At 69.4% G+C, this 14,150-nt stretch carries 14 protein-coding genes and 1 pseudogene; 10 read left to right on the top strand and 5 right to left on the bottom strand.

Annotated features, from left to right (window positions below; all coding sequences use genetic code 11):
- Both ACZ4FV_RS24085 and ACZ4FV_RS24080 read left to right on the top strand, forming a co-directional pair.
- Positions 1-381: pseudogene (locus ACZ4FV_RS24085) on the top strand (ABC transporter); the annotation flags it as partial.
- The gene (locus tag ACZ4FV_RS24080) at positions 378-1,169 is read left to right on the top strand and encodes an ABC transporter permease (protein ID WP_395873048.1); all 792 of its coding nucleotides are present in this window, start codon (positions 378-380) and stop codon (positions 1,167-1,169) included. The pseudogene ACZ4FV_RS24085 and the gene ACZ4FV_RS24080, both read left to right, overlap by 4 nt.
- A 560-nt stretch (positions 1,170-1,729) precedes the next feature.
- On the opposite strand, the gene ACZ4FV_RS24075 is transcribed toward ACZ4FV_RS24080, so the two are convergent.
- Positions 1,730-2,305 carry a TetR/AcrR family transcriptional regulator gene (locus ACZ4FV_RS24075; RefSeq protein ID WP_395873049.1) on the bottom strand — a complete coding sequence of 192 codons (576 nt, stop codon included), beginning with the start codon at positions 2,303-2,305 and terminating at the stop codon, positions 1,730-1,732.
- A gap of 123 nt (positions 2,306-2,428) precedes the next feature.
- Between ACZ4FV_RS24075 and ACZ4FV_RS24070 the strand changes: the two genes are divergently transcribed.
- From ACZ4FV_RS24070 to ACZ4FV_RS24045, 6 genes are all read left to right on the top strand, one after another.
- Entirely contained in the window at positions 2,429-3,352 is a 924-nt protein-coding gene (locus ACZ4FV_RS24070) for an NmrA/HSCARG family protein (RefSeq protein WP_465323250.1), read from the top strand.
- Complete coding sequence (locus ACZ4FV_RS24065) at positions 3,349-4,290, top strand: TIGR03620 family F420-dependent LLM class oxidoreductase (RefSeq protein ID WP_465323249.1); 942 nt, start codon at positions 3,349-3,351, stop codon at positions 4,288-4,290. The genes ACZ4FV_RS24070 and ACZ4FV_RS24065 overlap by 4 nt, the downstream gene beginning before the upstream one ends.
- Positions 4,291-4,361: 71 nt before the next feature.
- Positions 4,362-4,559: a hypothetical protein gene (locus ACZ4FV_RS24060; protein WP_465323248.1), complete on the top strand. Its 198-nt coding sequence runs from the start codon at positions 4,362-4,364 to the stop codon at positions 4,557-4,559.
- A 285-nt stretch (positions 4,560-4,844) separates the two neighbouring features.
- The gene (locus ACZ4FV_RS24055; protein ID WP_395873053.1) at positions 4,845-5,090 is read left to right on the top strand and encodes a hypothetical protein; all 246 of its coding nucleotides are present in this window, start codon (positions 4,845-4,847) and stop codon (positions 5,088-5,090) included.
- A gap of 185 nt (positions 5,091-5,275) precedes the next feature.
- A complete protein-coding gene (locus tag ACZ4FV_RS24050; protein WP_395873054.1) occupies positions 5,276-6,115 on the top strand; it encodes an alpha/beta fold hydrolase in 840 nt (279 codons plus the stop codon).
- Between the two features lie 762 nt (positions 6,116-6,877).
- The gene (locus tag ACZ4FV_RS24045) at positions 6,878-8,329 is read left to right on the top strand and encodes a hypothetical protein (RefSeq protein WP_465323247.1); all 1,452 of its coding nucleotides are present in this window, start codon (positions 6,878-6,880) and stop codon (positions 8,327-8,329) included.
- A 174-nt stretch (positions 8,330-8,503) separates the two neighbouring features.
- Here ACZ4FV_RS24045 and ACZ4FV_RS24040 read toward each other — a convergent pair whose 3' ends face one another.
- Both ACZ4FV_RS24040 and ACZ4FV_RS24035 read right to left on the bottom strand, forming a co-directional pair.
- Entirely contained in the window at positions 8,504-8,875 is a 372-nt protein-coding gene (locus tag ACZ4FV_RS24040) for a fumarylacetoacetate hydrolase family protein (protein WP_465323251.1), read from the bottom strand.
- Between the two features lie 395 nt (positions 8,876-9,270).
- Positions 9,271-9,807 (bottom strand): YbhB/YbcL family Raf kinase inhibitor-like protein, encoded by a 537-nt coding sequence (locus ACZ4FV_RS24035; RefSeq protein ID WP_402240162.1) that lies wholly within the window; start codon positions 9,805-9,807, stop codon positions 9,271-9,273.
- A gap of 118 nt (positions 9,808-9,925) precedes the next feature.
- Here ACZ4FV_RS24035 and ACZ4FV_RS24030 point away from each other — a divergent pair, with 118 nt between their 5' ends.
- Positions 9,926-10,606, top strand: coding sequence for a GntR family transcriptional regulator (locus ACZ4FV_RS24030; RefSeq protein ID WP_465323246.1), 681 nt, complete (start codon positions 9,926-9,928; stop codon positions 10,604-10,606).
- A 328-nt stretch (positions 10,607-10,934) separates the two neighbouring features.
- Here ACZ4FV_RS24030 and ACZ4FV_RS24025 read toward each other — a convergent pair whose 3' ends face one another.
- Complete coding sequence (locus tag ACZ4FV_RS24025; protein ID WP_395873058.1) at positions 10,935-11,468, bottom strand: hypothetical protein; 534 nt, start codon at positions 11,466-11,468, stop codon at positions 10,935-10,937.
- A gap of 401 nt (positions 11,469-11,869) precedes the next feature.
- Between ACZ4FV_RS24025 and ACZ4FV_RS24020 the strand changes: the two genes are divergently transcribed.
- Entirely contained in the window at positions 11,870-12,844 is a 975-nt protein-coding gene (locus ACZ4FV_RS24020) for an NAD(P)-dependent alcohol dehydrogenase (RefSeq protein ID WP_465323245.1), read from the top strand.
- Between the two features lie 228 nt (positions 12,845-13,072).
- Here the strand turns inward: ACZ4FV_RS24020 and ACZ4FV_RS24015 are convergent, their stop codons facing one another.
- Positions 13,073-13,651, bottom strand: coding sequence for a hypothetical protein (locus tag ACZ4FV_RS24015; protein WP_402240168.1), 579 nt, complete (start codon positions 13,649-13,651; stop codon positions 13,073-13,075).
- Positions 13,652-14,150 lie beyond the last annotated feature (499 nt).

The following is a 14,150-nucleotide window of genomic DNA, read 5'->3' as shown; positions in this document are numbered from 1 at the left end:
CTCCTCACCACCCAATACCTCGACGAGGCCGACGAACTCGCCGACCGCATCGCCGTGCTCCACGACGGAAAGATCGCCGCCGAGGGCACCGCCGAGGAACTCAAGCGGATGATCCCCGGCGGACACGTCCGGCTCCGATTCACCGACCCACGCGCGTACGAACGCGCCGCCGCCGCCCTGCACGGCGTCACCTGCGACGACGAGACGCTGTCCCTGCAAATCCCCAGCGACGGCAGCCAACGCGAACTGCGTTCCATCCTCGACCTACTCGACGCGGAGGACATCGAAGCCGACGAACTCACCGTGCACACCCCCGACCTCGACGACGTCTTCTTCGCCCTCACCGGCGGCACCGACCAGCCGAAGGAGGCTGTCCGATGAGCTCCCTCTCCCTCGCCGTACGCGACTCGTCCACGATGCTGCGCCGCAACCTGCTGCACGCGCGGCGTTACCCGTCCCTCACCCTGAACCTGCTGCTCACGCCGGTCATCCTGCTGCTGCTCTTCGTCTACATCTTCGGCGACACGATGAGCGCGGGCATGGGCGACGGCGGAGGCGACCGCTCCGAGTACATCGCCTACGTCGTCCCCGGCATCCTGATGATGACCATCGGAGGCACCGTGGTCGGGACCGCGGTGTCCGTGTCCATGGACATGACCGAGGGCATCATCGCCCGCTTCCGCACGATGGCGATCCACCGCGGGTCCGTACTCATCGGGCACGTCATCGGCAGCGTCCTGCAGTCGATCGCCAGCGTGTTCCTGGTGGGTCTCGTCGCCGTGGCCATCGGCTTCCGGTCCACCGACGCCACGGCCCTGGAATGGCTCGCGGCGTTCGGCCTGATGGCACTGGTCGCCCTGGCGCTCACCTGGGTCGCGGTCGGAATGGGCATGGTCAGCCCCAACGCCGAGGCGGCCAGCAACAACGCGCTGCCGCTGATCGTCCTGCCGCTCATCTCGAGCGCCTTCGTCCCGATCGACGCGATGCCGGGCTGGTTCCAGCCGATCGCCGAGTACCAGCCGTTCACCCCGGCCATCGAGACCCTGCGCGGCCTGCTGCTCGGCACCGAGATCGGGCACAACGGATGGCTCGCGGTCGCCTGGTGTCTGGCCCTCTCCGCGCTCGGCTACGTCTGGTCCAAGGCGGTCTTCAACCGCGACCCGAGGTAGTCCGGGACGAACCCGCGGGCCGTCTTCCGCAACTTGTCCCACTCGGGGCGGCGTACACCGACACCACGTCGGCGTGCGCCGCCCCCGTTGTGTTTCCGGTTGTTCGTCGGGGCCGGGCTCGGGCTCGGACTGCGGACATCGAGCGTTGGAATTCGGACTGTGTCGGGGTCCGTTCGAGCGGGGTGGGGTGGGCAGGGTGGGGTGCGGCGTGGCGCGGCGGGGTGGGGCGATACGGGGCGACATCCGCGGACACGACGTCGCAGAACTGCTGGTGGCCTGACCGGCGCGACCCCGCCGTGCTCCGAGCCGCGGGTCGCGAGCCGCTCACCGCGTACGGCGCTGACGGATGCAGTTCTCCGAAGGGTGGAGGATGCCCTCGCTCGGGGTCTGGCACGCTCGGTGCCGGCGCTACGCCGGCGCCCCCGCCTCACGGGCGCGGAGATGCGTCCCACGCGCGAGGGCGGCGGCACCTCGGTACGACGAACAGCCGCCCCGAAGCCGCCCGCCGGATTCCGGGTTCCGACCTTGCCGGCGCAAGCTCCCGTGCGTGCGAGCCGGGGTCAGCGCACACGTACTCCGTCGATGGCGATCGCAAGCAGGAGATCGGCCTCGACCGGACCGTCGACATCCTGCTCGGTAGCCAGCGCGATGGCGCCGACGAGCTTCAGCAACCGCGTGATGGTGATGCCAGGCCGCACGGCGCCCGCCGCCTGGGCCCGTACAAGGAGCGCGCCACCCGCCTTGGTGATCATGTCGTGGCAGGTCTCGCCCAGCCCCGGATCCCCGTCGCGCATCAGCGACGCCCCCAGGCCCCGGTTGGCTACGGCATGTGCACCGACGGCGTGCAGCCAGGTGGACAACGCCTGGCCCGGGTCGGGTTCGGCGAGCAGATCGCGTGCCCTCGCACACAGGGCTTCCACCCGGTCCTTGAAGACCGCCTCCAGGAGTGCCTGCCGGGAGGGGAAGTGGCGGTGCAGCGTGGCCGATCCGACTCCCGCGCGGCGGGCGACCTCCTCCAGTGAGGCGTCGGCGCCGTACTCGGCGATCAGGGCCCCGGCGGCGGCCACGAGCTTCTCGACGTTGCGGCGGGCGTCCGCGCGCATCGGTCGGCCGGGCGGGGCGGCGTCCTTGGGCACGGGCACTCCTGACGGCTTGAAAAGTGGGGTGGTCCTCCATATCGTAGCGAACGAGAAATGGAGGGCCACCCCACTTATGGCGTGGCTCCCTTCCGCACGGAAACGATGGAGAAAACAAACGTGATGCCGACGCAGAAGACCGTCGTGGTTGTGGGAGCAACCGGCTTGCAGGGCAGGGCTGTCGTACATCACCTGCTCCGCGACGGCCGGCACGTGCGTGCACTGACACGTGATCCGAACGGGGTGCAGGCCGCCGCCCTGGCACAGGCAGGCGCGCAGGTAGTGCGGGCGCGGATGGAGGACGTCGACTCCCTGGCCGCTGCGGCCGAGGGCGCCTGGGGCCTGTTCAGCGTCCAGCCCACCGTCGGATCGCCGGGCACCGCACCGGACTTCACCGCCGAGGACGAGGTGACCTGGGGCATCAACGTTGCCGAGGCGGCGCGGGCCGCGGGTATCGGGCACTTCGTCTTCACCTCGGTCGCCGGAGCGGACCGACACCGCGAGGAGAAGCTTCCGGTGAACCTGGTCGCCAAGTGGCGGATCGAGCAGCACATCGCGGCACTGGGGCTGCCCGCGACGATCCTGAGGCCGGTGTCCTTCATGGATAACTTCACCGGCGGCTACGCGCTGCGGAACGGGAATCTGTCCACCGGGCTCGCCCCCGACATCTCCCAGCAGATCATCGCCGTCGACGACGTCGGCGCCGTCACCGCACTGGCGTTCTCCCGACCGAAGGAATGGATCGGCCGAGCGGTCTCCCTCGCGGGAGACGAACTCACCCCGGTTGAGATCGCCGCGGCCATCGGGAAAGCACTCGGCATACCGCTTCCCTGCATACAGATTCCGATCGACGCGATCCGGGCCCTGAGCGAAGACTTCGCCTACGCCAACGAATGGCTCAACGAACGCGGCTACCGCGCGGACATTCCCGCCACCCGGAGGATCCACCCGGGCGTGACGGACTTCCGCACGTGGCTGGAGAGCACCGGCGCAGCCCGGATCGCCGCATTCCTCGACGCCGAGCGCACGGCCGGACAGGACGCATGAGCACCCGCACGCACATCCGCATCAACGGTGACACCCACGGCCTCGGCCATACCCACGGCCACCGCCACACCCACGGCCTCGGACGCGTCGGGATCTGGGCAGGGGACTTCGATCGTCTTCGCGCACCCGAGATCCGTACGGCCGCCGCCGCGATCGAGGAACTCGGCTTCGGCACGCTCTGGTTCCCCGAGACCACGGGACGGGAGGCCATGGCCCAGGCCGCGATCCTCCTGGCGACCACCCGGCACATCACCGTGGCCACCGGCATGACCGACATCTACGCCCGCGACCCGATCACAACCGCCGCCGGGCAGCGCACCCTGGACGAGGCGTTTCCCGGACGGTTCCTGCTCGGCATGTGGGACAGTCACCCCAGCCTGGCCCAGGACATTCGCGGCCACCGCTTCGGCCCGCCCCTGGCCACCATGCGCTCCTACCTCGACGCGCTGGACATCGCCCCGTTCGGGCCGCCCGACACCGCGACCTCACCGAACCGCGTACTCGCCGCCCTGGACCCCGACATGCTGGCCCTCGCCGCCGAACGCGCCCGGGGCGCAACGGTGTTGGGCATGCCCATCGAGTACACCCACACCGCAAGAACCATCCTCGGGGACGACGGCCTCCTGGCCATCACCCAACTGTGCGTACTGGGCGACGACCAAGCGGCCACCGCCGACCTGGCCCGCGCCACCGCCGCGGACGCACTGCCGAACCGTCACCAACTCCTGCGCGGACTCGGACACGAGAATCCGGAAGCCCTCGACAACCGGCTCGTCGACGCCTTGGTCGCCCACGGCCGCGCCGGGGACATCGCCCACCGCGTCCAGGCACACCTCGACGCCGGAGCCGACCACGTCAGCCTCCACCTCGTAACGTCCACCCCCGGCTCCCCGCCCATACGGCAGTGGGAGCAACTGGCGAAGCACCTACCCGTCTGACGCGGCACGACCGCGCACGAACCCGGACGGCGGCGCGCGTACCGAACCCTGAAGAACGGTGGCCAGGAGACTTGTACGGCGCGATCAAGGCGCGGCAGCGGGCGTCCGAACTGCGGCCCGTGTCCGCCGAGGAGTACCGCACCATCGGCCGCACCTGCGTGGCCAACGACGCCTGGCACGCCGCATACGCATCCGAGGCAAGCGCACCATTCCTGGCGGCATACCAGCGGGACGCCATCCAGGCATACACCACCACCCGGCTGCACTGACCCCCACCGCCGAACTGCCCCTACAACAATGGCCCCTGCCGGCGACCACACCGACAGGCTCACCTCGCCCGACCCCGCAGGCACCGGGCGAGGCGCCGTCCGTTCTCGCCCTCAGGCTCAAGCTCGGGTTCCGTGGCTCAGGTTCCGTGGGTCAGGTTCCTTGGCTCAAGTTCAGTGGGCTTCACGAAGTGTGATGTCGGATGTGTCTGGTCATCTGGCCTCAGCATGTCGCTTCTATCCGATGGAGCCGGTGGGATGTCCGTGTACCCGTCCTTGACTCGTGCCGTGGCCGAGGCGCTGATCGACGTCGTCCGGTTCGTGGAAAGCAGCGACGACGAGCAAATGAATTTGGACGATGCCGTGAAGTTGCTTGAGGGCGTGGGACATCTGCTCGGTCAACTGTCGGCGGGCCAACGCGCCGAATTGCTCGATCTGATCGCCGAGATGGCCGATGCGGAGTCTGATCCGTCTCGCCGCGAGTTCATCGAGCAGTTCCCCGACGGATTCGGGCTGCTCGACGACGAGGACTGACCCGTGTCATCCGACGAGCAGGACACGCTTGCACAGAGGTTCGACGGGCGCCTTGAATGCGTCCCTCGACGCCCGGAGGAGCAAGCACCGTCGACGACGGCGTCCCGGGAGCGGAGCGAGGCGTCGGAGGATCACCCTGCGCGCGTGTTCCCGGCCTCGGCGCGCGTGCGTTGGTACGATCACGCATGACCTCACAGCGGGCGAACGGCGTCGAACTCGGCATCGAGAGCTTTGGTCGCGACACCGATCCGCTCGTCCTCCTGGTCGGCGCAACCACCATGCTCTCGTGGCCGGATGCGCTGTGCGAGCGGCTTGCGGCGGGTGGACGACGGGTGGTCCGCTACGACCTGCGCGACTGCGGAGCCTCGACGACCGTCGACCCGGAGGCGCCGGCGTACAACCTGCGCGATCTCGCCGCCGACGCCGCCGCGCTGGTCGGTGCCCTCGGCGCCACGACGGCCCACCTCGCCGGAATCGGCGTCGGCGGAATGGTTGCCCAGGTCGCCGCGCTCGACCATCCGGACGCGTTCTCGGCGCTGACCCTGGTGGGCACGCGGCCGGTCGCGCCCGGCCCCGTCGACGACGACCTGCCGGACCACCACGCGGCGACGATACAGGCGTTGTTCTCCCGTCCCATGCCCGACTGGAGCGACCGGACGGCGGTCGCGGCATACGTCGCCGAAGGCGCGGAGTTCCTTGGCAACGACCCGGAACAGGTACGCAGGACCGCGGCCCGGATCTGGGATCGCACGCCCTCGACCGAACCGGCGGTACAGCAGGCGAATCAGCTCGCGATGGTGTTCGCCCGCCTCGACTGCGCGCCGCGCTGGCGCGAGCGCCTGGGCGACCTCGCACTCCCGACCCTCGTCGTGCACGGACGGGTCGACCCGTTCTTCCCTGTGGGCAACGGCGAGGCACTCGCCACGGCAATCCCCGGAGCACGCCTGCTCGTCCTCGACAAGATGGGCACCGTCATCCCCGACACGGCGGCCGACAAGCTTGCGGCGGCGATGCTCGAACGTTGACGCCGCCTACGACTCCCGGAACCCGGGCCCACGGCTTCACGGTTCGGGTCGAGCGGCCCGGCACGGTTCGGCTGCTGCTGCGGATCCCGTGACGCGCCGGTCATGCCCGACGTGGCACTCGTCGAGTGAGCCGGAGCCTCAACGACCGACTCCACGCGCTTCGTGTGCGGAGCCACCATGGGCGAGAGCGAGGCGCGCTGCTGCGTCGACCACGGCAACGCCCGTGTCGGAGGCGCAGGATACGGTCTCCGCGTTGATTGAGGCCGGTCAGAGCACCTTCGAGGTCCGCGGTCATGGGGGGTGGGGCCGGAAGGGCACAACTGAACACAGGCAAGCCCACTTCGTGGAGGCCCTACCGGCATCCATACCTCACCCCCCTTCAACGCCCCGCCGCAGCACCGGTTGTGCGAGGGGACCGGACCGGCGGCTTGGAATGCCCCGGCCGCGCCGACGAGATCTGGGCCCGATCCCAGGCCACCTTCCTCAGCAAGGTTGTCGGCCCGCACTTCGAACAGATCTGCCGCGCAGCAGACATACGATGGGCGCCGGCCGGAGCACACCGGCTTGAAGGTGTCGTCGCATGGTGATCGGGTGATCGGGTGATGGGCGCGAGGAAGCGAAGTCAGGGCGTGGGCGGGACGACTCGGTGAGTTCATGGCCGCGTTGGAGCTTGCTCGGACCTCTCTTCGGCCAAGGGAGCGGACTACACGATTCGGGGTTGCCGGTGGTGTCGCGGCGAAGGGCCCTCGGGTGAAGCCATATTTGAAGAACTACCGTGCCGGGGACCCCATCCTCAAGGCGGTAGGAGTCGGCGTCGGCGTTGCAAAGGACTCCCGGCCGACCCCGTTCCGGGCTCCTCGTGGGATCACACCTGACGATCCGTTCTACCGCCAGGTGCTGGCCGCACGTTCCGTAGCCGAGGTGGGGGACCTGCTGCACACCAAGTTCGGCCAGGATGTCGGGGAGGTCGTTGTCGATATAACCGGTGCGGACCTGTACATCGCCAAATTCGTCGCCATGGCCGCCGGACACTGGTCCGGACTGCACCCGGGACACGACAACCTCGGCTACCTCGGAATCAAGGACACCGACTGGGGCAACGACCTGTACGCGGCTCACGCGAATCCGGCCGGGGCGGTCCTCCTGCATGCGACGAATTTCAGAGGCGAGGGCTACCGGGATCGGCTGGCAGAGGGAGTCGTCGGGGGTATCGAGCACGTCATTGACGATTCGCCCGAATACGCGGCGATCACGCACGTACTGCACGAACTGTCCCATATCGAGGCGTACAGATTCGGCGGCGAGAATCACTCGTTCATGCCCAACATCCTCAAGGCAGACAGGAAGGCCGCTCGCAGAGCCAAACCGCGGTTCAAAAACACCTCGTCGCGTCGGACAGCCCAGCACCCGGCCTTCGCGCGATTCCCCCGGCTACGTCTATTGGACGACAAGGCGATCGCCGAACAGATCAGCCCCTACGCCGCAACGGGCAAAGAGGAGACCTACGCGGTGGCGAAAGCCAAGGTCTACATCGCCGGTGATCAAGCAGGGGACGCCAGCCTCATGGTGGCGGGCCTGGGGCCGTCCATCGCCGCGGAGATCGCCGCAGCCCCGGGGCTGGTCGTCACGTTCAACCATCTGCGCCACCACCTCGACGAGGTAACCGGTCTGGAAACCACGAACCTGGTGGCTCGCCGTCGCGAGATCGAGAACGCCCGCGCCCTCGCCGAACAAGCGAGACAGGCCAGACAAGCCCGTGCGCAAGCCACCCCGCGCCGAGGACTCCGGTCGCTGTTTCGTCGGGGCCGGCACACTCCCACTCCCGCGGTCGTGCAGTCACGCCCCCGACAACCGCTTTCCCTTTCGACTCCACCCGGCACAACCAAGCCGACGCACAGAACGAACGCGTTCGGACAGCGAGTTACCGCTGCGCCGGATTCGGGGTCGAGTGTCGGACCCGCGACCCGCACGCTGCGCGCCGGCGCCGTGGCAGTGGCAGGAGCACACGGCCCTGCGGTTCCGGTGACCCCACATCGCCATCACATCGTGCTCGGCGGCAAGTTGGCGTCGGTGCTCGGTCCCGCGAGTGAGGCAGTGCCGCGTGTGGGCTCGGGCGTGGTGAATACAGCGGCATCGCCTCCGGCGGGTGTCGGGAAGGGGGATGACCGCAGTCGGTCCAAGGACTCCGGGAGGTCCCCACGCGGGTTGGGGTGAGCCGGATCCGGATGGCGCGCACGACTGGTGGGGGCCGCCTGGTCCACCCGTATGCGACGGCTCAAAGCCTTGGCTCGGCGCTCGGATTGCTGTTCGATCCTCTCCCCGGGGCGGGGCGGTGCTCCACATCGGCGCCGGGCTCGGTGCGCGCTGCCGATATTCGCCGCCCGACCGCTACCGGTATTCGTCAGGTCCGACGATGGGAGTGCGAAGCACGCCGATGGATTCGATTTCGACCTCGACGAAGTCTCCGGGGCGGAGGAACTGCGGCGGGGTCATGGCCACGCCGACACCGGCCATGGTGCCGGTCGCGAGCACATCGCCGGGGAGCAGGGTCACGGTGTCGCTGATGTAGGCGATGATGCGGGGAATGTTGTGCAGCATCTCGGAGGTGTTCGCCTTCTGCCGAAGCTCGCCGTTCACCCGTGCGCAGAGGTCGAGGTTGTGCGGGTCGTCGATCTCGTCGGCGGTCACGAGGACCGGTCCGATCGGTCCGCTCCTGTCGGCGTTCTTGCCAAGCGTCCACTGGGTGGTGCTTGGGAGCAGCCGCAGTCGCCGTGGGATCGATAGCGGCCCGGCTGCGAGCGCAGTACTCGGCGTGGTGACGGCGTACGTGGTGACGGCTCACATGGCGGGGATCACCGGGCCGTGCCGGCACTCGGGGTTGAAGTGGTGGAACAGCGCTGTGCCGATACCCGTGCCGACCGTTACCGGGCAGGGCAGGGCTGCGCGGCCTGCGGGGCGGCAATCGATCGCTTGTGCTCCGATTCGAGCGCCGCGAACGTGGCCGGCTCCCGGCTCGGTGCGGGGTACGTGGAATCCCGGATTACGCGGATACCCGGGCGACGGACGCGACCGATGATGTAGCGCCGGCGGGCGCCGGCTCATGTCCGCGTTCGTCCCGGACCAGGGCGTCGGCTCACCCCATCAGGTCCCCGCCCTCATTCGCCCGCCCACGGCACCAGGACGGCTCGGGCGATCGTGTGCCCGACGGTGAGGAAGCCGAGGGCGGCCGGGGTCGACTCCGGGGTGACGCCGAGGGCCCTCACGGACGGTACGTCGAGTGCGTTGATGGCGATGTGGTAGTGGTGCTTGCCGGTTCCCGGCGGGGGTGCGGCGCCGACGTAGGCGGTCGCGCGTACGTCGTTCGCGATGTGGAAGGCGCCATCGGGAAGTCCGCCGTCGCCGAGCGCGCCCGCGCCGGCGTCGAGGGATGTCGCATCGGCGGGGATGTCGGCCACCGCCCAGTGCCAGAAGCCGGACGGGGTCGGGGCGTCGGGGTCGTACATCGTGACGACGAAGCTGCGGGTGGCGGGCGGGAATCCGCTCCACGACAACTGCGGGGATCGGTCCTCGGCGCCGGCAACGCCACTCATGGCGGCGAACTGCGCCGGTGACAACGGCGCTCCGTCGGTGACGTCCGCGCTTGTGACCGCGAAGTCGGGAACGGCGGGCAGGGTGTCGTACGGGCCGGTCATCGGGTCTCCCATCGGATCTCGATCGGGGTGCTTCTCGATCGAAGTGGCTGCTGACTTTCAATAGTCAAACATACTTTTAAAAGTTCTGCCATCTGTCGAATGTTGTAGGATCCGTCGCGTGGTGAGAGAAGCCGGGCGGCAGACCCGCAGCGAGGCGGTACACGACCGCATCCGGGCCGACATCCTGAGCGGCCGGCTCAGGCCCGGCCAACGGCTGAAGTTCCCCGAGCTCAGTGAGCGCTACGGGGTGAGCACCGGCGCCGTACGCGAGGCCCTGCTCAGGCTGGTCGCCAGGAACCTGGTCAGCTCCGAGGCACACCACGGTTTCCAGGTCACCGACGTGACCGCCCGCGGGCTGGCCGCCCTGACCGACGTACGCACCGAGATCGAATCCCTCGCCCTGAGCCGCGCGATCAGCGAGGGTGACCTCGCGTGGCACGCCCAGGTGCTGGCCGCCCACCACACGTTCGAACAGACCCCACGCGGTGACGGCGACCAGCCCACCGCGGACTGGCTGATCGCCCACACGGACTTCCACACCGCGCTCCTGGCCGGCTGCGCCAATCCCCGCCTGCGCGACCTGGCCTCCTCGCTGAGGGAAGAGGCCGAGCTCTACCGGCGGTGGTGCCGCCCCACGCCTGAAGACGCGCGCCACTGGACCGAACAGGCGGTCCACAAGGAACACCGCGACCTGCTCGACGCGGTCATGGACCGCGACAGCGAACGTGCCGACACCATCCTCCGCAGCCTGATCGGCGCCACATCAAGCATGATCCTGGACACCGAACCCCACCCGTGATCCCAGCCGACTCCCCAAGCGTTACGCGTCGATCCCACGACCGGCCTCCCGGTCCACGAAGCACGGCGCGCGGGGCAAGGCCCCAGACCACTGTCCGCCGCGCGGGCCCTTCCGGCCCAACAGGGGATGCAGCGGCGGGCCGCGATGCCGGCGACGCGACGACGGGCGTTGTCCGGGCGCAGGTCCCCGCCGGCATCGCCGCCGGCCGCCACCGCGTGCTCCGGGCCGAGGCGCGATCGGGGCCGGACCCGGCCTGGGGGCGCTGATCGAGGCGACAACCGACCTCGACTCGGCCGCGCGTGTTCGCGCGGCCGCCCGTCCCGCCTGATCACCGATCTTGGTGCTCGCCGCGGCTCCGCTCCCGGAGGAGGGCCTCCGCGCGGTCGATGATCTCGTGCTGGGTGGTGCCGAGCGTGGCGTACAAGGCGAGGAGCTCCTCGGTGGCATGCGGCGGCAGTCCCGCGTCCCGGCACCACACCCTCGCCGTGGCGTACCCCTGGCGCAGGGCCTCGAGGTCGGCGGCGAGCTGCATCCGGACGACGCGGGCCGCGACGTCCGGATAGTCGTAGAGGACCTGGTGCCGGCGGTAGAAGGGCAGTCCGGCGTCGTCGAGGAGGGTCGGCAGCGTGCGTTCCCGCCACGCGATGTCCACGACAGACCAAGCGGCCTCCGCGAGCGGCGTCCGCCTCGGCACGACGACCGCGCGAACACCGGTCCCGCGTGTCCAGGAGTGCCGCCGGACCGTCCTGACCCGAGGGCGGGCGATCTTGATCCGCACAGGCGCCTTCGCCTCCGCGTCGCGCGCGCGGCGCATCGCGGTGATGCTCTTCGCCAAAGGCGCGTCCTTCAGTTCCTCGACCACACGACCAATCGTACGCACATGTGTTCGAATGCGAGTACGTCTCGGCGTGCCGCGCACCGGCCGAAAACGCCGTCACATCAGCCGAGAGGCGATTCACCGGGGTAAACGGCGACACGGGTGTCCGCTGTTATGACCACTCCGACCCGGCGGGTCGCGCCTCGCGCACAACCGGGCCCATGCGCCCGGCGGCTCGCCCAGCCACGCCAGGGACGACCCGGGTCGCCGGGGGGTGGGTGGGAACGAACGACCGCGACCCGATGACCTCACGGCGGAGCAATCCCCGCGCCTGCCGGGCCGATCCACTAGGGAAAGTCCCCGATGGCTGTGCGGACTTCGCTCCTCTAGCGTCGTGTCGTGCCGGGCGAGTCGTTCGGCATCCACCCGCGCGGGACGGAGATCCGATGCAGGCGATCGTCCAGGACCGATACGGCTCACCCGACGTGTTGCGGGTCGAGGAGGTGGGCAAGCCGACGATCGCCGGCCACGAGGTCCTGGTCCGGGTCCGGGCGGCGTCGGTCAACGCGCGCGACTGGCACGTCATGCGGGGTGACCCGTACCTCGCACGGCTGGTGTTCGGACTGACCAGGCCGAAGATGCGCATCCGGGGTACGGACTTCGCGGGTGTGGTCGAGGCGGTCGGCGAGAACGTGAAGCGGTTCGCTCCCGGCGACGAGGTGTTCGGCGAGGTGGAGGGCGCGTTCGCGGAGTACGTCGCGGTGCCGGAGGACCTGGTGGCGCGGATGCCGTCGAACGTGACCTTCGAGCAGGCGTCCGCGCTGCCGCTGGCGGCGAACACCGCGCTGATGGGCCTGAGGGATGCGGCCCGAGTGCAACCGGGGCACAAGGTCCTGATCAACGGCGCGTCCGGTGGCGTGGGCACCTTCGCGGTCCAGATGGCCAAGGTGTTCGGCGCGGAAGTGACGGGTGTGTGCAGCACCCGGAACGTGGATCTGGTCGGGTCGCTCGGCGCGGACCATGTGGTCGACTACACCCGAGCGGACTTCGCGAAGGCCGACGCGCGGTACGACGTGGTGTTCGACCTGGTGGGAAATCGGACCCTGAAGGACATGCGAAGCGTGCTGACCGCGGAGGGGGCTCTCGTACTTTCCGGCGGCGGGATGTCCGAGGGCGGAAGCCTGGTCGGCCCGATGGGCCTGATCGTCAAGGGACAGGTGGTGTCGCGCCTCGCACGCCAAAAGATGCTGGTCCTGACCGCGAAGGCCGGCCGGGAGAACCTGGAGGCGCTGGCGGAACTCACCGGTTCGGGCAAGATCACCTCGGCCATCGACCGGACCTACGCGTTCGACGAAGCCCCCGAAGCCATCCGACACCTCGAGGTGGAACATGCCCGCGCGAAGGTCGTCATCACCATGTGACCCTGGTGCGATTCACTCCGACTTCGGGTGATATGCCATCCTGTGGCGGATCGCCCTGTGACAGCGCGGCGGGTCCGGTCCCGGTTCCGATTCGCGGTCCCGGCTTGTGGACGAGAGAACCTTCGCTCCGAGTGCCCGTACGCCGGGGCGGTTGCCTTCACCGGCCTGTTCGGCCGAGCCCGCCGGCTTCGTGGGCGCCCGCCGGAAGGAACGCGCCCCGCACGGGTCTCACGGGCACCACTGGCGGTCGGCCTTCGCGTTCCGGTCGAAGTGGACCCGCACCGGCGGGCCCTGCGGCGGGGTGTACTCCAGGGTGCGGTTGCCGAGGAAGCGTACGTTCGCGATCTCGCCCTGCGCCTTGTCGCACCTGTCCAGGATCCACGTGCTCCGGTTCAGACCCACGTCTACGCGAAGTATCAGGCCGTATGCGCGGTCGCGGTGGGCGGTTTCCTCGTAGTCCACCCGCACCGCCCGGGTTCGGCCGTCCGGCGACACCGCCACGACCTTTTCGGTGGAATCGGGGCCGGCAAAGAGGGGCGTGATGACGGCCGCCACGGCGGCGAGCACAACTCCCGACACCGCGGTCAGCACCACGAATGCCAAAGCACAGACGCGGATCAGCAAGCCGCGGGCGGTCGCTGCCACCTCGGCGGCGATCAGGCACCAGCCGATCGCGGCCGGGACGATCTCGCTGGACAGGAATCCGCGCTCCAGCAAGTCCAGGTTCCACGGATTCGGCTCGACGAGCCGCGACACGGCAAACGCTGCGGCGGCCGCCCCCAACAGCACCAGCCTGCGGACGACCACCGCGACCCGAATCCAGTCTCCGGGCGGGTCCCACCCGACCTCGGGCGACGACGGGACGGGCAAACGCGGCCGAGCCCGCCATCGAGCCCGCCATCGAGCCCGCCACGCGTCGTACCGGAGTCGCCGCCCTGGCGGAGTCGAAGGTGTCACCGGATCAGCGGCCACACCACCACGGTAGAACCCGCCCCGGCCCGCCACCACAAAACCGACGAACTACCTTGAGGGCAAGGCCATTTACGGTGGCGGGCGGCGATCGAAGCCGAGACGGCCTTTGCCTTCGCCGGCGCCGACATGCCGCGTTGGGCTCGATCACGAGAGGCCATCTGCCCAAGTCGATCGCCATCGGCATCGGCAACTGCGGGCGGCCCGGGCTCGGAAGGTCTGGCGAGCGAGCCGCTTCGCGCCCGCCTGCGGGAATTTGGCCGAAGTCACCGTAGGAAATCGCGTGGCGTTCGGGCTGTCGCCAGTTTCGAGGGAGCAGTCGTACCCCCGAAACAAC

The sequence above is a fragment of the Embleya sp. NPDC025285 genome (assembly GCF_055558835.1).
The sequence above is the reverse complement of the archived record's forward strand: the minus strand, read 5'-3'. Positions and strand labels throughout refer to the sequence as shown.